Consider the following 18,744-nt stretch of genomic DNA (forward strand, 5'->3'; position numbering starts at 1 on the left):
GACTTCAGTTAATAATCATTGTCTTTGCTGCTTCGCCATTAACTTATAACTCAAATGTGCTTTGATAGCTTCCCATTCAGAGTCGATAATACTATAAACACAGGTATCACGCAGTGTACCATTATGCATCCTGCGATGATTGCGTAAAATGCCATCCAATTTGGCGCCAATAGACTCTATGGCACGTCGCGATGCAAAATTCAGATGATGTGTTCTAAACTCAACAGCAACACACTTAAACACCTCAAACGCATGCTCCAAAAGCAGTAGCTTACACGCAACATTAATTGCTGTACCTTGCACAGATTTGGCATACCATGTGCTACCAATTTCTAAGCGATTTTGCTCGTGATCAATGTTCATATAACTGGTCACGCCCAGAATTTTGCCACTTTGCTGACAAATGACCGTATAGGGCAGCATACTGCCTTGTTGATATAGTTTTAATCTGCGCTCAATATCTTTCTTCATATCTTGAGGTGTCGGTACGATCGTAAACCACAGCTCCCATAAATTGCCATCTTGAGTCGCCTGCTCTAAACCGTCTAAATGCGAAAGAGATAATGGCTCCAAGCGCACCAAATCATTCGCTAATATTGTAATCTCTCTCATTTTTTACTCACTTTGTATTGTTGTAAATATAAGTAGCTATGCAAATATTATCAGGTATTTCTTTGGATCCTCGGATCAAGTCCGAGAAGGACTGCAAGTCGTCATATTCGGGCTTGACCCGAATATCCATGATTCCCAATACACCATTGCTTAGGCATTTAGCTTAAAATAAACGTTGGCTGAGCGTAGTCGAAGCCATCATTCATTGTGCGCTTAGACAACTCCCTTCGACTAACGCTCAGGGAGCTTGCTACTACTTACTACTATAAATAAGGATCCTCAACAATGGCTGTACGTTTACGCACATCTTCGGTTAATAAATCGATTTGCAAAATCTGATACGCTGAACGCACACCACTTAAAAAGGCACCATGCACAGTTGATGGGAAATAAAACGACGTTGCCTCACCAGCAAAGAACAGCTTATTATCAACCGGTTTACCTAATCTTTGCCGACGTTTTGCTTTAACGCCAACCGGCAAATAAGAATAAGAGCCGTAGCTATATTCATCATTCGCCCAACGAGTAATGCAATAACTTTTAAGCTTGGGTAGATTTTCGCCATACATATGTTTGAGCGAGTCAATAATCAATGCAAGCAGTTCGCGATCACTTAATTGCTCAAGCTGTTTTCCAACAACACCCGCAGTAAATGCCATTAAAATCGGTTTTTTAGTTAAGGGATAGAAGTTCATCATCTCGCGTGCAATTCGATGCTCTAACGATAAGCAGGCAATACTTTGAGCCTCTTTATCCCAGAAAACTTCCTCAAACTCTAGATAGATTTTATTTAACACACCCATTTCAAGTTGCTGAATCGATTTACGCTTAGATTGTGGCAAATAGGGATTAAAGCCAATATCCGCATGTTTTAGCACACCTAGCGGCACGGTAACTAATACGTAGTTTGCTTGATATTGATTTTTTTCTGTGGCAATTTGCACCAAATCGCCACTATAGTCGATGTTTTGCACCGGATCGCTTAGACGAATATCTAAATGCTTAGCAAGTAAATTAGTAATCTGCGCATAGCCTTGAGGAAACAATAAATCACTCCCTGCAAAATCAATATCTGCATGATGACTTTCCGCTGAAAGTGATTTAGCCTCAATAGCATATTCATACAAAAACAACGTATCAGCAATATAGTCAATATAAAGTGCGTCTTCTTTGGCAATTTGATTGTCGACAATAAACTGCTGTTTGATATCCGCAATAGATCTTAAATGACTTTCCTCATCGATTTGCACACCTTCAAGATAATCAAGAAAATCCGCCATCCAATTAGCAATTTTAAGCTTTTGTTCATGACTTAATAAATTAAACTCCTGATCATACATCTCGCGATGCAAAATATTATCAGGCGATGGTCCACTCATTTGTGAGCGCCACGTACTGATATTATGCTTTTTAGCCAAGCGTGTGATCGGGTTCTCTTGTACGCCATGAATCCAAGACGCGCCAAGATCAACCGTCTCTCCAGCAAAGCACTGGCTATGCACGCGCCCACCAACACGATCACGTGCCTCAAGCACCAATACATCAAAACCATTTAGCATGAGATTATTGGCTGCAGCAAGACCTGCAACACCACTACCCACAACAACGACATCATATATTTGCATAAATCTACCCTTATGATATTTACGCCAACCAGTATATCTGAGCACATTGGCATGTGGCAGTATTTCTTAGCATATACCCATCACAAACCATTTTACGATGAGTATACAATTCATCTTGAAACATTATTCAACACAGTCAATTTTGCATATTTATTACGATCAATACACAGTCATTATCTCAATAAAAAAGATCAACATACGCACACAAAATATAGACTTAGTACACTAAACAGCCCAGCAAGCCGCTTATATAATAATCTGGCATTTTGCAATGACGCACTTATTTAAACTCAGCCAAACACCTAATAAGGCAGCGTATTTTATATCAGCAGAAATAAGGAGAAACATCATGGCACTATCAAGGAAAATCATCTCAAGCGCGATATTAACAACCCTTTTAAGTAGCTCAGCATTTGCTTTATCAGCCCCTGAGCCCCTTAGCTGTATGCAGGTTGAATTTAATGCAGGCACTCAATGGCCCGATCCATGGAAAGCAACGAGTTTGACGCTGACTAACCACTGTAATAAAGATATTGATCTAAGAGATGCTGAGCTTAAAATCATTGGTAATACTTCTTATGCTAGCGCCTATATCTTATCGCCTACATTTGATATCGCTTGGCCTGCCACCACCAACACTGTGACACAACTTGGTGATAATAAAGTAACCACCTTTAAATTTGATCAATTCCAAGAAGGTAATCAATGGTGGCAACCAAAGACAATAATGCCTGTCAATGCTCAATTAATTTGGAGTAGCAATCCTGTCAAAGGTGAAAATATTATTTCATCTGCCTTTTATCCACATGGTGACACACCGATTGAGCAAAAAGGTCAGATGCATTTTAGCATTGCCGAGGGCTCTGACCCATTGCCTGCCAATACCAAAATCACTATTACCGGTAAAGACACTGGCTACATAACAACCATCGACTTTGCGACAACCGCTACTGTCAAAGATATCCCTTATGGCGAATATAGCTTAAGCGCATCAGCTGTTGTTGATGGCAAAATACTAGAGATCACGATGATCCCTAGCCTTGTGAGCTTATCAAAAGAGCAACCACAAGCAAGTGCGCAAGTGTCTTATAAAAATCAAAGCGCTGAGCTTATTGTTACATTACATCGAGCAAAACCGACTGATGTCACACATGATAGTGTTACGCTGAATCTCTTAAACAAACAAACCCAGAATATTTCACATCAAGAAACTAGCTGGAATGACAAGTCAACTTTTGTGTTAGATAAAAATACAGATTATGTATTGAGTGCTGACCCAATGACCGGTTCATTGTCTAAATATAGCTTTACCTTTGATGGCAAATCCGAGGCTGATATCAATATGAGCCAAGGACGGAAAACCATTCAGATGTCCTATACAGAAGTAAGAATTCCTACAGGAACCGCTGAAGTTAGTGCCACAGGACTTGATGGCCATAGTGCGACAGTCTATTTCACGGGTGACGATAAAGAAACGCATGATCTAGAAATACCTAAAGATACAACGATCAGCTTAGCAGCCAATCAATCCTATAATGTAACGGCTAATACTTTTACCGTAGATGGTTATCGTTATAGCCTCGATAACCCGCAAACTATTGCAATTAGCGAAAATAAAACCACAGATGTGGCATTGGCATTTAACAAATCGCCTATCCCAACAACTAAGCAGTTTATTACTGGATATTGGGAAAACTGGAAAGGCGCACTGCGTCCACAGGGTTCTACAAACACATCTGATCCGGCTTATTACAGTAATGATATCAAGCCATACACACATGTCCTTTATTCATTCTTAACCCTTGCTAAATCGCCAAACCCAGACAATCCACAAGCTGCTTACTGGGATGGGCAAGCCATCTATGAATCAATGACGCAAGCTAATGTAATTGATGTTATGACAACCACTGACCCTGCGTGGCAAAATCCATATAATTGGCAAAAGCTCAAAATTGATGCCTTAATCACAGCAGTGCATAACAATAATGGTAAATTTATCTGGGCAATTGGTGGTTGGTCAGATCTAACAAAAACGATTAAACCTGAGCAAATTGACACCTTTGTCAACAAAGTCGTTGAATTACTCAAGCTCTCTGGAGATGGTGTTGATTTCGACTGGGAACACTTAAGTCAAGATCAAGCGATCACTGAGCAGCAACTTAAGACACTTGCTGAAACCTTATTAAAACTAAGACAAGCGCTTGATAAAGCAGGTATGCACGATAAACAAATTGGTTACACGACCCGCTTCAATGCGTTTATGCAAAATGCTAGTGAATATGGTTTCTCACATTATCAGTCGGACGGAGAGGGTTTAGCGATTAACAACTGGTTAAAAGCACATGGTAGCTCACTTAATGCTGTTGTCGACTGGGTTAACATTATGGCGTATGACGTCGATCCAAATGACATGCCAAATGGTCAAACATGGTCAATGGAAGTCTACAAACATGTGTTTGACACCTTTGCCCAACATGTTGACCCGTCTAAAATCGTGATGGGCTTTGAACCTGGTGGGCAAGCCGCAGGCGGTGTCTGGGAAGGCATGACGGTGGACAAATCAGTCATTGATTATATTGCCACCATACCATATGGCGGCAGCATGTTCTGGGCGATTAACCAACCGGCTTATAACTCATCTGAAGTTACAGGGGATAATGCTTATGAGTTAGCCAATTACTCGCAGCAGAAGTTTGGTTACTAAAACGCTAATGGAAAGGTATAAGTCACACCCGCGGTTAAAGCATTAAATTTGCTGACTTGGTCTTTGTTATTAACTTCACTATCGCCAAATACATATTGATACTGGGCAAACACTGTCCAGTTTTTATAAGTATATGCCGCACCTGCCGCTGCCATTGGTTTCCACGCATTGGCAGTTGCCGAGAACCCTGTGTCACCAATATTAACTCGTTCTGTGACATAAGCCATACCCCCCTTACCAAAGAGCTGCAAACCAAATGGCAAGGTGAATTTCAACGTACCTAATACAGGGATCATTTGATAATTTAGATTTGAATTATTGTCTTTGATGATGTGATAACCATAGTCATAGCCAGATTCAACACCAAATGAAATTGTATGACTCAAAGCAAAATCAAATCCGACAATAGCACCACCAAAAACATTACCGTTACTGGCATTATCAAGATCAGTGCGCGCAATATCTGCTACTTTACCATAACCACCTTGCACACCGAGCATATCAGGCTTAGCACACCCCCGCGTATACTCTCAATCAAGTAAATGGCATTTTTATACACAAAAATTAAGGAAAAATTAAGGAAGATAATATTTATAACAATTTGGTAATTTTACAGCTATTAAGCCAATAAATGATTTCAAACAACATTCAAATCATACATTAAAATACATAACGAATACCTACTTGCTCTGAATCAACGCTAATACCCGAATTAACAACTGCATTTGCAAAACCAAATGGAACAAAGCCAAAAGTTGTAAAGCCTGCACTAATGTATTGCGCAAAAACACTAAATCCAGGTGTAATATCATAAGCAAGTTTAAACTTAAATATACCAAGCGCTCCTTGCCCATCCGCTGCAGCACCGCCACCTAAACCAAGCTCAGCACTTAACGGTGAAGATAAATACATACCAACAAATCCTTCAACGGTACCACCATTGAGTTGGGTATACTCAGTTTTAACAACCTGACCATTACTGTAATTACTCGCATTTGGATCAATCGCCTCACCAAAATAATAGTAATTAAGACTGACACCAGTATAGATATTTTTCCAAGTATTACTTTGACCAAAGCCCCATTGATAGCCCATAGAAACACTTGCCGCCCCTTTATTTTGTGTCGGAAAGGTAATGCTTTGGCTAGTGTTTCCCCAAATCGTCATCCATGAATCTTCATAATATGACTGAGTTTGCGCGGCACCACCTGCTGCACTCATAAAGAAACCACTAGGAACATTGTGTGTGTTTTGTGGTTGCCCCTCAATATTTGCAAATAGTAAAACAGGGGCAGAGGATAATGCGATCATAATTGTTTTTAGCTTCATAGTAACTCCATTGCATTTAAAACGCCGACAATAATATCACCTTATGATCTTTTTTCAATCAGAGAATGAATATGCAAATCTCGTCTATGACTAAGTGCTCACCGTACCCTGAGCATAAGTCGAAGGGTAGCTTGGAAAAATCATACTTCATAAAGGCTTCGACTTACGCTCAGCCAACGCTTACATAATCAAAGTGGGCAGGAATATGGTCATAGCCCAAATCTCTATGCAAAAACATAGCTAATATCAAAATACTGTCCCCAACCTGTAGTATTTTGCACGCCACCACCGTTTATTGGGCTACCATCTTTGATACCTGTCATATTACCGAAATATTTCAAGCCATAACCCACAGCAAATCGCTTGCTGTGCCAATATAGACCATTAAACCACTCTATTGAATAGCTTGAGCGCGTTGAGTCATATTTATCCATTCCAAAAGTGTAATCAAAATAGCCTTGATACGATAAGAATGAGCCATTGCCAAACGTATAAAATGGCTTAAACCAGTTAGTTGCTAACTTATAACCATCCCACGTATTTTCATTTGGCGCGCCATAGTTTTCGCGCACATAACGCGCATACAGGTTAACACCAACCTTACCAAGCCACGGCACTTCAACGTCAACACCCGGTCCAATATAAACATTAAAAAGTTGTCTATCGCCGACTTCTGCAAGGGTTGAGACATACCACTCTTTAATGGGACCAATGCTTAGATCCTTGTGCAAGATATCATTGATTGAAAATCTTGGTTGGATCTTAAAGAACATATTATCGCCATCATGACGATCATCTGAGCGTTGATTAAAAATATCAAATACATCTAAGTAACCATACAAATCAACAAAACCAGAGCGACCACCAAATTCCATCTCAAGATAGGTCGTATCTGCTGCGTGATATGGCAAGCGTGCGTTCTCACTGCGCATTAAATTAAATTGCAGAAAGTTATAATATTGGTTATAGACTGTCTGATCACTGCCATCTGGCTTTTTAGCCTTTTTATCTTTTTCAGCTTTTGTAGGTTTTGACTGCGTTTCTGCTTTATCTGCCTTGTCATTGGTAGGCGTAACAGCTTGAATTACTGCTGTTTTCTCGGTGGCGCTATCGCTTTGCGTATTACTCACAACTGTTGTTGTTTGATTATCAGCATCTTCAACAGTTTTAGCATTATTTGCATAGTTGATGCCTGCGGCAAAAAGTGAAGTTAAACCTGCCAGACTCAAGGTTATTTTGTGATATTTCATAGGGAATTTTTATTATATTCAAACCATAAGAGTCGGCATGTTAAGCTACTTTATCTATTTTTAAAAGAGTTAAAATAGAAATTATCGAATCGTTTCAAATGCAATCTTCCATTGATCATTATTTTCCAAAGCCTTGGCAGTGAGCTCTAATGTGCCAATCTCAGTATGCATCGCACTAATATGCACAGGCACTGAAGTACCATTGGTATAGTTATCTGCAGACAAGGTCAAGCGCAGTGGTGATAGCTCAATCAACCCTGCCTGCTGCCAGTCGGTAAAGATATCGCCCAAACAATCATCAGCACGATGGTTTGCCGCAAAGAATCTAAACTCAACAGGTTCACCGACAACCAATGAGAACGTCTCCGCTTCATATATAAGCTCTTCTTCTGCTTCCATGCCTTGCACAGCAATACAAAGTGCTTCGATCTGTGGTTGAAAGCCTGGAATAGCTGGCATTGGTGACTCGATCCCGATATAGAATGAATGCGACGCGCCCCCTTTAATGCGAATACCATTGCCTTGTAAGGCATCGGCAAACACACTAGCACCAATAGCAACTGAAGTATCGTAAGCTGCATGCTCAAGTTCGCACGCTTCGGGGTGCCCTTCTTTGACAAGCCATTTATTAATAATCTGCATTAATTGACGTCGCAAAACTTGTGGTTTAAACACGCCACCATTAAACAATACTGCCGTCGGCGTGATGAATTTTTCATCCGCCTTCGCTTGCTTGCTTAAGAACAACGCAAGATGCTTGGTAATTGCAGCTTCTTGCGTGTAGCTTAAAGCGAAACGACTCAACCCCGTGCGTGGCGCATTATGTGGATGATCCTCAATAGCAACCTCAGGGAAAAAGCCTTGTAGCATGATTTTTTCAACATCTTTTTTCGTCAAGGTTTCTGATACCGCATTAGCAAAGATATTCGATGAACGTCCAGGAATGGAGACAGCAATTTCATTTAAGTTTTGATCACTTAATAGTTTCTCTTTGGCATTTCTGCAACTATGCACTAATGCCTGCATCTGCCATGGCTCTAGGCGTTGACCGCCATCTAATAAGCGCTGCTGCACAGTATGCGCCAACATAAGGTCAATATTATCGCCACCAATTAAGATATGATCACCAACAGCGATACGCCTTAATGCAAGAGTCCCCTCTTCATCTTCGACCTTTATCAATGAAAAATCCGTCGTGCCACCGCCAACATCTATAACCAAAATCACATCATCCGCCGTTAACTGATCACGCCATTTTTCATGATCGTAAATCCAACCATATAATGATGCTTGCGGTTCTTCCAACAAAGTAACCTCTTCAAAATCACACAAACGTGCCGCCTCAGCTGTCAAATCGCGCGCTGCAGGCTCAAAGGATGCAGGAATGGTAATAATAATCTTTTGTTGAAACAATGGCGCATCTGGAAAAGTGCTATTCCATGTCTTTTTAATATGTTCAAAATAATGAGTATATGCCTCAAGTGGTGATATGCGCTCAACACCCTCAGCTGCTTGATATGGTAATAACGCTTTACGCTTATCAATCGTGGCTTGGCACAGCCAACTCTTTACACTTGATATCACCCTGTTTGGTGTTGTCTGCGCCTTTGTTTTAGCATATTCCCCAACCAAAATCGTGGTCTCACTTTGCCACGGCAAAGCAATATCATCTAGACTTAGCTCCAACGAGCTCGGTAAATATAAAAACGATGGCATTAAAGTCTTGGATTCATACTGATTCTTAGCCATAAACTGTGGAATAGCTAACGTATTAATCACGGCATCATCTGCTATTTTCTTATAGGTGACTGCACAATTTGTTGTACCTAAATCAATTCCAATCAAATATTTTGCATGATGCGACATTTATAACACCTCTACTTCTGCTGGCTGTAATATATCTAGATTTGCTTCTTTGGCTACTTTGGGTAAGTGCATTTTCTCTACTTTCCAACCTTGGTGGATTAACTTACCCTTAAAGCGCGTACTGTGCACAACATTCCCCGTGAGCTCAACACTATACTTATCATAATTTGCTTCAAGTATAACCTCGTGATTTTCCTGATCGTGATAAACCGGCGCCAAAGTACAGTATGACTCGAGCGCTTTTTTGCACTGATCATGAACAACGCGTGCCACAGTTGCCACTTGTTCATTGTCATAGTGATCAAGGTTTTGCGCAAGAAAATCTAATAAGCGCCCTTTTTTTTGCAAAATAGATAATAGCTGTTTAGCAGATTCTGTGCTTTCTGCATCTTCATCAGCGCACCCTATGACCTGCTGAGCGTCAGTCACAGGATCAGCGTCGATATTTTCAAGCTTACCTTTTATTAAGCAGCTTAAACGCTGTCTCCATGTTAGTTTCATTGGCATATATTATTTTCTTTGAATAAAAAATCACTCATCATGCGTGAAAGTTAGTTTAGCCTATGGCGTTGGCAGCGACAAAGCTTTTATTGCTGAAGTTTAATCTCAGCATACTTTTGCAACCACTGTGCTTTCACGTCGACATTATGCGCAATGGTGTGCTCCATCAAGATAAATACAATCAAGTAATGAATAACGAAATAGGCAACAACAATCGCTGCCGCAACATAAAAAGCTTTATGTTTTTTGAGATGTTTTTTCATTCTAGCTAATCCAGATGTATTGTGAATACATTTAATCTAGCAGAAGGTTGCTTCCTTTGGTATTAAAGATTTTTTATTGATCGTATAAGACCCCCCTCACCCGTGCAGCTTATGCTTCACTTTATGATATTTGGTTATTCCCGCAATATCTTTCCTGTTAATAAATCAATTAATCTCGATGGCTTGGTTGCGACAAAATCAGCTTGTGGATAAATGTAATCAACCTTTTCACCGAAATAATCATACACCTCACGCGCCGATGCTGCCGCAGGCATATTGGAGATATTGGCACTGGTTGAAACAATGGCTTGATCAAGCATATTGGTTAATTCGCTCAATAAAGGGTGTGTGGTCAAGCGCACGGCAATGCTTTCAAAAGGACCTGTCAACCAGCGAAACTCTGGTTTAACAGGCGCCACCCACGTCGTTGCTCTATCATAGTGTGTTTGTAGCTTCGCAAGATGATCATCGGTTAATTGGGTTACATCAATAACGCGTAGCAAATGTTCAATATTACTTGAAAGCACAATAAATCCTTTGTTGGCACTGCGTTTTTTCAACGCCACAATCTTTGCCACTGCATCTGACTCAAGGATGGTGCTTAAGCCGTATACAGACTCTGTTGGCAAGGCTAAAACTTTCTGCGCTTTTAGTAACAAAACCAACTTTTCAAGATCATTCTTATGCATTTTACTCTATCAATAACGACTAACGATAAATTCCTGACACTATAACAAACTGGCTATCAAGGTGATAGTAGACTGCTAAATAAAGATTTCAATCTAGCCACCTTCGTTAGGTTATCCAAGTTTACACTTGATTATGTCTAAACTTTTAGGCACGCTTATGGTAAATGACAAGCAACATGGAGCTGTTATGCAAACCAATGAAATTGATTCTAGATTAAAACTTATTCTTTCCGCTCAAGTCGACAAACTTGATGAGCTGGAAAAAGTATGGATGTCAGGCTATGCCCATGGCAAACAAAATCAATCTGATGAGTTAAATCCATTTCCCGAGAAAACTGTTGAACACAACTACTGGGCGGAAGGGTTTGAAGCTGGCGAGTTTGGCGATGAGCCACTATTTCCGCAATATATCTCAATCCTTACCGAAGAAGCCACAAGTGAAAAAGACCCTCAAGTTGAAGATCGCAAGAAATTTCACCTAACCAAAGTCGATGGACTTCTGGCAACCACGGGGGTCACTGTTGCAACCGCGTCGATGGTTGCCGCGGCATTAATCAACTTTATGGCATAATCCAACATGCCTAAAACCCGAATTAAAATTTGCGGCATTACCAACCTTGATGACGCCTTGTATGCGATTGATTGCGGCGCTGATGCACTAGGGTTTGTGTTTTATGATAAATCCTCGCGATTTATTGATATTACTAAAGCCAAACAAATTATCAGTCAATTACCACCTTTTGTTAGTTGCTGTGGGCTTTTTGTCAATGCCGCACCACAAACGATTCAAGCAGGTATTGATGCCAATATCAGCCTTATCCAATTTCATGGCGATGAAACTGCCTTAGAATGTGAACAATTTAATTTTCCTTATATTCGCGCAATCCGCGCTAAAGATGCTAACACACTCATCAATGCACAAAACGCGTACCCCAAGGCACGAGGTTTATTGATTGATAGCTATGACCCAAATCTTTATGGCGGCTCGGGGCAAACCTTTGACTGGTCAATCATTCCAAGTGATATGCGCCAGAAAATTATCCTTGCAGGTGGACTCACTGCGGAGAATGTGCAATCGGCAATTACAATCATTAAGCCCTATGCAGTTGATGTTAGCGGTGGCGTTGAATCACAAAAAGGGATAAAATGCCGCCAAAAAATCAAAGCATTTTGTGATGCTATTCACAGCATAAATACAATAAGTGATATCAATGATTAATGATCATACCCGCCTGCCACAAATCATTCATCAAAGCATTACACAAAATGAGGATGAAACACGGCTTGAACTGGATATTTACTTTCATCGTGATCTGATCTTTTTCAAAGGTCACTTTGACAACGCACCTATTTTGCCTGGTATTGCGCAGACTGACTTTGTCATTGCCTTTGCTGCTTATTTTTTAGAAATTGACAAAAAAACCATTGCTAATATTCCACAACTTAAATTTAGTCGAGTGATTTTACCTGAGTCTACATTAAAATTATGCATTAGCAAAAAGCCAAACCTTTTGACATTTCGCTATATTGATAAAGGTAATGCCACTTACTCAAGCGGTAAAATCAAACTATGAAACCTGCCTTTTTAATCCCTGTTTATAACCATGGTGACACTTTAGAGCAGGTTGTTTCAGCACTACAACCTTATGATTTAACTTGCCTGATTGTCGATGATGGCAGTGACGACGAAACAAAGTCTTTTATTGATGATATCATTGCAAAATTTGATTGGGTTAAAAGCATCTCACTCCCGCAAAATAGCGGCAAAGGTGCTGCTATTTTAGCTGGATTTGCGTGGTTATCAGCAAATGATTACACACATGCTTTACAAGTTGATGCGGATAATCAGCATGACTTAGCAGATACTCCTAAATTTCTACAGATGGCTTATGATATGCCTGATTGTCTGATTTCAGGCGCACCTATTTATGATCAAAGCATTCCTAAATCACGCTTACATGGGCGTAAGATTACCAATTTCTGGGTTGCTATTGAGACATGGAGTAAATCACTCACTGAAAGCATGTGTGGCTATAGAGTTTATCCACTGCAAGCACTTCAACCCATCCTGTCAAAAATTCGTGGCATGCGCATGGATTTTGATATTGAGATTCTGATTAAAGCATATTGGCAAGGCATTGAGGTTAATTATATTCCAACCAAGGTGATTTACCCTATTGGTGGGTGCTCACACTTTCGTTTATGGCGCGATAATTTGCGTATTTCTTGGCTACATACTCGACTTTTTTTTGCTATGTTTTACCATATGCCTCGACATTATTTTAAATATAGAAAACGCAAAAAGTGCAAGCAATGCTAAAAATGCAAAACCATAAACCATAAACCATAAACCATAAACCATGCATGATTCAGACAAAACGAAATTAAAACAAACTCACTGGTCAAAGCATCGTGAAAAAGGCAGTATTATCGGACTTAAGCTGACATTATGGACAGTAAAGCTTTTGGGTCGACACTTAGCCTATCTTTTGACGTATCCGGTCATAGGTTATTTCTATCTATTTAGTCGTAAGGCACGCCAAGCAATCAATTCATATTGTCAAAACCTGCATGCTTATGCACAACAGCAAAATCATCATATACACGTCAAACCATTGCCTATTTTTATTAACTTTGGCAAGAGTTTGGTGGATAAAATTGCCGTTTGGAATGGGCAAATTACACGTAAAAACTTAAACTTCACGAATCGCCATGAATTAATTGAACGCATTGATCAGAAAAAGGGGACAATTATATTTACCGCTCATCTTGGCACAATTGAGATAATGCGTGCGATCTCCAACTCATATCCTAACAGCCGAATAAATGCCTTGGTGTTTAATCAACATGCGCAAAAATTCAATGATACCTTATCGCAAATCAATCCTCACTCGCAATTAAGCCTAATTTCCGTTAGTCACTTTGATATGACTTTAGCAATGCAATTGCAGCAAAAAATTGATCAAGGCGAAATCATTATTATCGCGTGTGATCGCACACCAGTTACCAATAACCAACGTACGATAAAAGCTCAGTTTCTAGGGAAAGAAGCTTATTTTCCTCAGGGTGGATTTTTATTAGCACATCTCCTTAAAGCACCTGTTTACACGATGCTATGCCTTAAAAAAGGCAAACAGTTTGATGTGATTTTCAAACCTTTTGCGGACTCTATTAACCTACCACGCAACGAACGTCATGAGCATTTGGCTGATTATGCGCAACAATATAGTGACTTCCTTGCTGAGTATTGCCTAAAATACCCGACACAGTGGTTTAATTTTTTTGATTTTTGGCAGTCTAATGACGGATAAACCGATCACTCATATAACCAATATCGTGATACCATTTTTTGATGTTGATAGTTTACAAATCGCTTGGCATGGTCATTATGTCAAGTACTTTGAAGTCGCGCGTTGTGAGCTTTTAGATAAAATCGGTTATAACTACTATGCTATGGCGCAAAGTGGCTATATGTGGCCAGTGGTTGATTTGCAGATTAAATACATCAAACCTGCGAGTTTTGGACAGATTATCGAGGTATACAGCCAAGTGATCGAATATCAAAACCGCCTGAAAATAAGCTATCAGATCTTTGATAAAGCGACCGGACAAAAATTAAGTAAAGGGCAAACAACCCAACTTGCAGTGACTTTGCACAATCACGAATTACAATTTATATCACCCAAAATTCTTATCCAAAAAATAGAAGGCTTTCATCATGATTAACTCTTTCTTTAAACGCTTAAGCGCTGCTTTTTTGGTGGCATTTATACTATTGAACTTAGCACAAGCCTCAAGAGATAATATATTTGACCATACACTATCTGCAAAAAATGAACAGGCATTTATTGAAGTTCAAAAAGAGCAAGCACAAATCAGCCATGTCACAGGCAACTTCACACAAACCCGTTTTATGAAGCTGCTATCCAAACCACTTAAATCCAGTGGTCGCTTTGAGTTATCAAAAACTCAAGGTTTAAAATGGCTGCAAGAAAAGCCCTTCCAATCCACCTTAATTGTTACTGAAGACAGCATTAAGCAATCCATCGAAGGCAAAACTGCTGTTGTTATCACCAAAAAAGAGCAACCGATCGTCTTTTCATTTACGACCGTATTCTTATCGATATTTAAAGGTAATACCGATGCTTTAAAGCAGTATTTTAAAATTTACTTTATGCAAAACGGTGATACTTGGCATATTGCACTTAAACCATTAGGCGCTCCCCTTGATAAAGCCATCCAAAGCATTGAAATGACGGGTACAAAATATGCTTCACGTATATTTGTTAATGAATCACAAGGCAATCAAATGCTGATAGAATTTAGCGATGTGAAAGCAATAGATTAAAAGGATTAAACGTATAAGCTTGGATCCAACTTTATAGTCGCTAGTTTTTCAAACGCGATCTCTCTAATCAAGTTTTATGCAATGCCAATAAATACAGACAACAATCTCTCAATTTCTAGCAGGTTGTTTCTATTTAATCGACCAAATGGCGCACCAATTTGCTCCCTTGTCACAGTATGCAATTTGTCAATCATGACCTGTGAAGTTTTCATCAAGCCATTGATTTCACTGGCTTTAACAGTGTATCGAAACAATGGCGTTTCTCTTATTTCACTGGTTACTGGCAAAATAGTCACCGATGGATGCTCCGCAAATAAATCTGATTGAATAACCAATGCAGGTCTTGGTTTGCCATAATCTCCACGTAAAGAAACCGTCACCAAATCACCCCTTTTAATCACTTCCAGCCCTCATTGTCAGAAGCATCATCAAGCCAGTCCATAGTATCGCGCTCATACTGATCATTTAGCAAAAGTTTCGATTGTCTTAAACATTCTTCCTTAAATCCGTATTTACGCGTATCTGGAACCCAAATTTGCAAAGGACGCAGCCCTTGGGCTTTTAATTCGTCTCTATGTTTTTTAACTCGCTCTTGGATTGATCGTGGCATAGCATTCTCCATCAATAGTGTTTCATGTAACAAATATAGTTTAATCATGCGTTACATGCAACATATGATTTTACTTATCAAGTTGAATTACTGCACATCCACGCCACGCCAGTGCTGAAAAGCGATCTTACTTAACTCCAACAACATCCCCTTGCCATCTATCGCCTGAATATTGTGTGATTGACACCATGCAGTAAAAACTGTGCCATTTGGTGCATACATCAAGTCATATGCCAATGCACCACTTGCGAAATTATGAAGCTTTAACGGTAGGTTTTCCTTGGCAACGCTCGCTGAAGTTGCATTGATTACAATATCAAATACACCTGCAATTTCATTTAAAGCACAGGCACTCAATTTAACTGAACTATTTGTTGAGCGTGCGACTAGGTTATGCGCTTTTTCTTTGGTGCGATTAGCAATCGTGATATTTTCTGGATTTTCACGCACTATAGCGCCTAAAATGCCTTTAGCCGCACCACCGGCACCCAAGATTAAAACTCGTTTATTCTGCAGGCTGATATTTAAATTATTTTTAATATCATTCACAAGTCCAAGCCCATCAAGATTTAAACCGATAAACTCACGCTTGCTATTGATCATCACATTGCTAACCGCTTGTGCTTCTTGTGCTAGATCATCTAGTTTATCGCAATAACGATATAATTCCTCTTTAAATGGCAAGGTAACGCTTAAGCCTTTGACAGCTTGATCAAGACGCAGCACATTCAAGGTTTGCTCTAGATTATCTGGGCAAATTTCTAGCGCCTCATAACGCATAATCTGCCCTGTTTTAGCGGCAAAATCTGTGTGAATCTGAGGCGACAAACTGTGTTTAACTGGATTACCTATAACATAGTATTGATCTATTGATTGCTTGACTGGCATCTATGCCATCCTTTGTTATCTTGGATATCAAGAGCCTATTGAAGCATTTTCAGAGATAGCTGAGAAGTATTTTATTAGCAGTTGTTTCTCAGATAGATAACGATGCAAACTCACCGTTATCTTCTGACAAAAAACCGTTATCCTCCGTAATTGCCGCGATGATATTTGCAATCACATCAACACCCTTATTATCATGATCTAAGGTTGGATTATATTCGGTAATTTCAACGCCAAGCAATTGCTCTTTTGGCATTTCTTTAAAGCTCGATAACACTTCAGGTAGCAAAATCCCATCCTCAACTGGAGTGCCTAGCGCTTCAATATACTGTGGATCCAAACCATCTAAATCAAAACTAATACCAAAAGGGATTTCTTTCGATTTGAAATGATTTATTGCCGAGTTAAAACAATAGTTAAAGCCAAGTGCATGAACATCTTCCATCATAAACACTTTAACACCCAGACTCTTCAAAATTGCTTGCTCTGGCTCTTCAAATGAGCGAATGCCGATTAAAACAACATTTTCAGGCTTAAGTTTAGGGTTGCCTGATAATATCTTTGTCATTTTATCATCACCATAACCCATTAATGCTGCCACTGGCATGCCATGCAGGTTTCCACTATGCGAGCTTTCAGTCGTATGTGCATCCATATGCGCATCTATCCAGACAAGTCCAAACTCACCCGCTGCAGCATGGACACCTGACCAAGTACCAACGGCACAACTGTGGTCACCGCCAATGGTAATAAACTTATCGCCCTGCTCAATCACATCTTTTGTTGCATGAGCAAGTTCAGTTGAAAATGTATTTAATGCGTTAAGTGCTGAAAGACGTCTTTCGCTACCTTCAAAATAAACTGTTTTTTGCCACAGCTTAGCTAATTGCAATTTACTCTTCACTTGTTCAGGTGCTTGCTCACAGCCACCGATACCGGCGCAGTTGCCAACACTAGCCCCTATAAAGCGATAACTAAACATTTGCGTGCGCCTCTTTGATTTGTAATGCACTATTATCACCATGTTCATTTAACACGGAGAATAAATCCTTAGGATCTTTTAATGCCGGAATCATGTTCATCGGTACACCAATATTGTATTTCTCAGCCAGTTGATATGTAAGCTTCAATGCCGAAAAATCCTCCAAAGCAAAACCAACAGAATCAAATACAGTAATCTCCTCTTGGCTAACGCGTCCTTGCTTTTCATTTGAGATAAGTTGCCATAATTCAGCATAAACAACTTTCTTTGCTTCTTCTTCAGTGAAATGCTGGATCTCACCTTCAATAAATGATTGCTCAAAGAACTCAACCACTACTTTAGCGCGTGGCAGTATTGCTTGATCTAGCTCAGTTTTACCTGGGCAGTCACCACCTAAACCATTGATATGTACACCTTCTTTGATCCAGCTATTTTCAACCACAACAGCATGTGCTTTACAGGCAGTACACACCGTAATAATATCAGCGCCCTTGACAGCCTCTTCATTGCTAGCGCAAGGAATGAGCTCAAAATCATAAGCTTGCATATTTTTCTCAAAACGACGCATCGCCTGTGGATCAATATCGTGATAACGAATCGTTTTAATATCACGCACAATGGCTGCTGCTAAGGCTTGAAAGTCACTTTGTGCACCTGTGCCAATTAACGCTAACGTGTTGGCATCTTTACGTGCTAAATAATCAGTGGCTAACGCTGAAGTTGCTGCTGTGCGCAAACCGGTTAACACCGTCATTTCTGAAATTAGCAATGGATGACCGTCTGACACTTTCGATAACTGCCCTGTTGCCACAATCGTTTGCTTATTCTGCAATGGATTCTTTGGGTGTCCATTGACATATTTATAGGCAAATAACTCTTTATCCGCTGTCGGCATTAATTCAATTACACCATCTGGCACATGAAATGCTGGGCGTGGTATTTTATCAAATTCCTGCCAACGCAAAAAATCACCTTTCAAGGTTGTCATTAAGTCAACTAAATACTGTCTTAATCCATGTTTATGAATAAGCTCCGCTAGCTTTTCAACTGAAATTACTTTGATCATTAAACTTCTCCTAT

Annotated in this window: 22 protein-coding genes; 8 read left to right on the forward strand and 14 right to left on the reverse strand. The window is 39.8% G+C overall.

The features are described from left to right. Window positions 1-15 precede the first annotated feature (15 nt). Together NYP54_RS06800 and NYP54_RS06805 are read right to left on the reverse strand one after the other, a co-directional pair. On the reverse strand, window positions 16-612 hold the full coding sequence (locus NYP54_RS06800) for a GNAT family protein (RefSeq protein ID WP_283155876.1): 597 nt from the start codon (window positions 610-612) through the stop codon (window positions 16-18). 263 nt (window positions 613-875) lie between these two features. Then, window positions 876-2,237, reverse strand: coding sequence for an NAD(P)/FAD-dependent oxidoreductase (locus NYP54_RS06805; RefSeq protein WP_283155877.1), 1,362 nt, complete (start codon window positions 2,235-2,237; stop codon window positions 876-878). 349 nt (window positions 2,238-2,586) lie between these two features. On the opposite strand from NYP54_RS06805, the gene NYP54_RS06810 reads away from it, so the two are divergent. Continuing rightward, window positions 2,587-4,941: a hypothetical protein gene (locus NYP54_RS06810; RefSeq protein WP_283155878.1), complete on the forward strand. Its 2,355-nt coding sequence runs from the start codon at window positions 2,587-2,589 to the stop codon at window positions 4,939-4,941. Here the strand turns inward: NYP54_RS06810 and NYP54_RS06815 are convergent. The 7 genes from NYP54_RS06815 to NYP54_RS06845 all read right to left on the reverse strand — a co-directional run bounded on the left by NYP54_RS06815 (window position 4,938) and on the right by NYP54_RS06845 (window position 10,839). Then, complete coding sequence (locus NYP54_RS06815; protein WP_283155879.1) at window positions 4,938-5,441, reverse strand: outer membrane beta-barrel protein; 504 nt, start codon at window positions 5,439-5,441, stop codon at window positions 4,938-4,940. The genes NYP54_RS06810 and NYP54_RS06815 overlap by 4 nt on opposite strands. 160 nt (window positions 5,442-5,601) lie before the next feature. Further along, window positions 5,602-6,270 (reverse strand): hypothetical protein, encoded by a 669-nt coding sequence (locus tag NYP54_RS06820; RefSeq protein ID WP_151194281.1) that lies wholly within the window; start codon window positions 6,268-6,270, stop codon window positions 5,602-5,604. A 224-nt stretch (window positions 6,271-6,494) separates the two neighbouring features. Next, entirely contained in the window at window positions 6,495-7,520 is a 1,026-nt protein-coding gene (locus NYP54_RS06825; protein ID WP_283155880.1) for an outer membrane protein OmpK, read from the reverse strand. 81 nt (window positions 7,521-7,601) lie between these two features. Then, a complete protein-coding gene (locus tag NYP54_RS06830) occupies window positions 7,602-9,386 on the reverse strand; it encodes an Hsp70 family protein (RefSeq protein WP_283155881.1) in 1,785 nt (594 codons plus the stop codon). After that, window positions 9,387-9,887 carry a DUF2760 domain-containing protein gene (locus tag NYP54_RS06835; protein ID WP_283155882.1) on the reverse strand — a complete coding sequence of 167 codons (501 nt, stop codon included), beginning with the start codon at window positions 9,885-9,887 and terminating at the stop codon, window positions 9,387-9,389. 86 nt (window positions 9,888-9,973) lie between these two features. After that, on the reverse strand, window positions 9,974-10,150 hold the full coding sequence (locus NYP54_RS06840; RefSeq protein WP_283155883.1) for a hypothetical protein: 177 nt from the start codon (window positions 10,148-10,150) through the stop codon (window positions 9,974-9,976). A 134-nt stretch (window positions 10,151-10,284) separates the two neighbouring features. Next, the gene (locus tag NYP54_RS06845; RefSeq protein WP_283155884.1) at window positions 10,285-10,839 is read right to left on the reverse strand and encodes an L-threonylcarbamoyladenylate synthase; all 555 of its coding nucleotides are present in this window, start codon (window positions 10,837-10,839) and stop codon (window positions 10,285-10,287) included. Window positions 10,840-11,026: 187 nt separating this feature from the next. Between NYP54_RS06845 and NYP54_RS06850 the strand changes: the two genes are divergently transcribed. Genes NYP54_RS06850 through NYP54_RS06880 form a run of 7 tightly spaced genes read left to right on the forward strand, consistent with a single transcriptional unit; the run spans window position 11,027 to window position 15,187 of the window. Next, a complete protein-coding gene (locus NYP54_RS06850; protein ID WP_151194276.1) occupies window positions 11,027-11,410 on the forward strand; it encodes a hypothetical protein in 384 nt (127 codons plus the stop codon). Between the two features lie 6 nt (window positions 11,411-11,416). Continuing rightward, on the forward strand, window positions 11,417-12,058 hold the full coding sequence (locus NYP54_RS06855) for a phosphoribosylanthranilate isomerase (protein WP_283155885.1): 642 nt from the start codon (window positions 11,417-11,419) through the stop codon (window positions 12,056-12,058). After that, entirely contained in the window at window positions 12,051-12,413 is a 363-nt protein-coding gene (locus NYP54_RS06860; RefSeq protein WP_283155886.1) for a hydroxymyristoyl-ACP dehydratase, read from the forward strand. The genes NYP54_RS06855 and NYP54_RS06860 overlap by 8 nt, the downstream gene beginning before the upstream one ends. Beyond that, entirely contained in the window at window positions 12,410-13,159 is a 750-nt protein-coding gene (locus tag NYP54_RS06865; RefSeq protein WP_283155887.1) for a glycosyltransferase family 2 protein, read from the forward strand. The genes NYP54_RS06860 and NYP54_RS06865 overlap by 4 nt, the downstream gene beginning before the upstream one ends. Before the next feature lie 40 nt (window positions 13,160-13,199). After that, on the forward strand, window positions 13,200-14,150 hold the full coding sequence (locus NYP54_RS06870; RefSeq protein WP_283155888.1) for a hypothetical protein: 951 nt from the start codon (window positions 13,200-13,202) through the stop codon (window positions 14,148-14,150). Continuing rightward, complete coding sequence (locus NYP54_RS06875) at window positions 14,140-14,565, forward strand: thioesterase family protein (RefSeq protein WP_283155889.1); 426 nt, start codon at window positions 14,140-14,142, stop codon at window positions 14,563-14,565. The genes NYP54_RS06870 and NYP54_RS06875 overlap by 11 nt, the downstream gene beginning before the upstream one ends. Next, window positions 14,558-15,187, forward strand: a complete 630-nt coding sequence (locus NYP54_RS06880; protein ID WP_283155890.1) for an outer membrane lipoprotein carrier protein LolA — start codon at window positions 14,558-14,560, stop codon at window positions 15,185-15,187. Before NYP54_RS06875 ends, NYP54_RS06880 begins: the two co-directional genes overlap by 8 nt. Before the next feature lie 74 nt (window positions 15,188-15,261). Here NYP54_RS06880 and NYP54_RS06885 read toward each other — a convergent pair whose 3' ends face one another. From NYP54_RS06885 to NYP54_RS06905, 5 genes are all read right to left on the reverse strand, one after another. After that, window positions 15,262-15,588, reverse strand: coding sequence for a type II toxin-antitoxin system PemK/MazF family toxin (locus NYP54_RS06885; protein ID WP_283155891.1), 327 nt, complete (start codon window positions 15,586-15,588; stop codon window positions 15,262-15,264). Beyond that, the gene (locus NYP54_RS06890; RefSeq protein WP_283155892.1) at window positions 15,585-15,797 is read right to left on the reverse strand and encodes an antitoxin MazE family protein; all 213 of its coding nucleotides are present in this window, start codon (window positions 15,795-15,797) and stop codon (window positions 15,585-15,587) included. The genes NYP54_RS06885 and NYP54_RS06890 overlap by 4 nt, the downstream gene beginning before the upstream one ends. Window positions 15,798-15,884: 87 nt before the next feature. Next, the gene (aroE, locus tag NYP54_RS06895) at window positions 15,885-16,685 is read right to left on the reverse strand and encodes a shikimate dehydrogenase (RefSeq protein ID WP_283155893.1); all 801 of its coding nucleotides are present in this window, start codon (window positions 16,683-16,685) and stop codon (window positions 15,885-15,887) included. 88 nt (window positions 16,686-16,773) lie between these two features. Continuing rightward, window positions 16,774-17,664, reverse strand: a complete 891-nt coding sequence (locus NYP54_RS06900) for an arginase (protein ID WP_283155894.1) — start codon at window positions 17,662-17,664, stop codon at window positions 16,774-16,776. Next, window positions 17,657-18,727: an ornithine cyclodeaminase gene (locus NYP54_RS06905; RefSeq protein ID WP_349293378.1), complete on the reverse strand. Its 1,071-nt coding sequence runs from the start codon at window positions 18,725-18,727 to the stop codon at window positions 17,657-17,659. The genes NYP54_RS06900 and NYP54_RS06905 overlap by 8 nt, the downstream gene beginning before the upstream one ends. Between the last annotated feature and the right edge of the window lie 17 nt (window positions 18,728-18,744).

It is taken from the genome of Cysteiniphilum sp. QT6929 (assembly GCF_030035755.1).
In the GTDB taxonomy this organism is placed as follows: domain Bacteria; phylum Pseudomonadota; class Gammaproteobacteria; order Francisellales; family Francisellaceae; genus Caedibacter; species Caedibacter litoralis.

What these genes read in the sequence shown, in the direction of transcription:
- NYP54_RS06800 (WP_283155876.1), bottom strand. Translation starts at nt 612, where the DNA reads ATGAGAGAGATTACAATATTAGCGAATGATTTGGTGCGCTTGGAGCCA.
- NYP54_RS06805 (WP_283155877.1), bottom strand. Translation starts at nt 2,237, where the DNA reads ATGCAAATATATGATGTCGTTGTTGTGGGTAGTGGTGTTGCAGGTCTT.
- NYP54_RS06810 (WP_283155878.1), top strand. Translation starts at nt 2,587, where the DNA reads ATGGCACTATCAAGGAAAATCATCTCAAGCGCGATATTAACAACCCTT.
- NYP54_RS06815 (WP_283155879.1), bottom strand. Translation starts at nt 5,441, where the DNA reads ATGCTCGGTGTGCAAGGTGGTTATGGTAAAGTAGCAGATATTGCGCGC.
- NYP54_RS06820 (WP_151194281.1), bottom strand. Translation starts at nt 6,270, where the DNA reads ATGAAGCTAAAAACAATTATGATCGCATTATCCTCTGCCCCTGTTTTA.
- NYP54_RS06825 (WP_283155880.1), bottom strand. Translation starts at nt 7,520, where the DNA reads ATGAAATATCACAAAATAACCTTGAGTCTGGCAGGTTTAACTTCACTT.
- NYP54_RS06830 (WP_283155881.1), bottom strand. Translation starts at nt 9,386, where the DNA reads ATGTCGCATCATGCAAAATATTTGATTGGAATTGATTTAGGTACAACA.
- NYP54_RS06835 (WP_283155882.1), bottom strand. Translation starts at nt 9,887, where the DNA reads ATGAAACTAACATGGAGACAGCGTTTAAGCTGCTTAATAAAAGGTAAG.
- NYP54_RS06840 (WP_283155883.1), bottom strand. Translation starts at nt 10,150, where the DNA reads ATGAAAAAACATCTCAAAAAACATAAAGCTTTTTATGTTGCGGCAGCG.
- NYP54_RS06845 (WP_283155884.1), bottom strand. Translation starts at nt 10,839, where the DNA reads ATGCATAAGAATGATCTTGAAAAGTTGGTTTTGTTACTAAAAGCGCAG.
- NYP54_RS06850 (WP_151194276.1), top strand. Translation starts at nt 11,027, where the DNA reads ATGCAAACCAATGAAATTGATTCTAGATTAAAACTTATTCTTTCCGCT.
- NYP54_RS06855 (WP_283155885.1), top strand. Translation starts at nt 11,417, where the DNA reads ATGCCTAAAACCCGAATTAAAATTTGCGGCATTACCAACCTTGATGAC.
- NYP54_RS06860 (WP_283155886.1), top strand. Translation starts at nt 12,051, where the DNA reads ATGATTAATGATCATACCCGCCTGCCACAAATCATTCATCAAAGCATT.
- NYP54_RS06865 (WP_283155887.1), top strand. Translation starts at nt 12,410, where the DNA reads ATGAAACCTGCCTTTTTAATCCCTGTTTATAACCATGGTGACACTTTA.
- NYP54_RS06870 (WP_283155888.1), top strand. Translation starts at nt 13,200, where the DNA reads ATGCATGATTCAGACAAAACGAAATTAAAACAAACTCACTGGTCAAAG.
- NYP54_RS06875 (WP_283155889.1), top strand. Translation starts at nt 14,140, where the DNA reads ATGACGGATAAACCGATCACTCATATAACCAATATCGTGATACCATTT.
- NYP54_RS06880 (WP_283155890.1), top strand. Translation starts at nt 14,558, where the DNA reads ATGATTAACTCTTTCTTTAAACGCTTAAGCGCTGCTTTTTTGGTGGCA.
- NYP54_RS06890 (WP_283155892.1), bottom strand. Translation starts at nt 15,797, where the DNA reads ATGCCACGATCAATCCAAGAGCGAGTTAAAAAACATAGAGACGAATTA.
- aroE (WP_283155893.1), bottom strand. Translation starts at nt 16,685, where the DNA reads ATGCCAGTCAAGCAATCAATAGATCAATACTATGTTATAGGTAATCCA.
- NYP54_RS06900 (WP_283155894.1), bottom strand. Translation starts at nt 17,664, where the DNA reads ATGTTTAGTTATCGCTTTATAGGGGCTAGTGTTGGCAACTGCGCCGGT.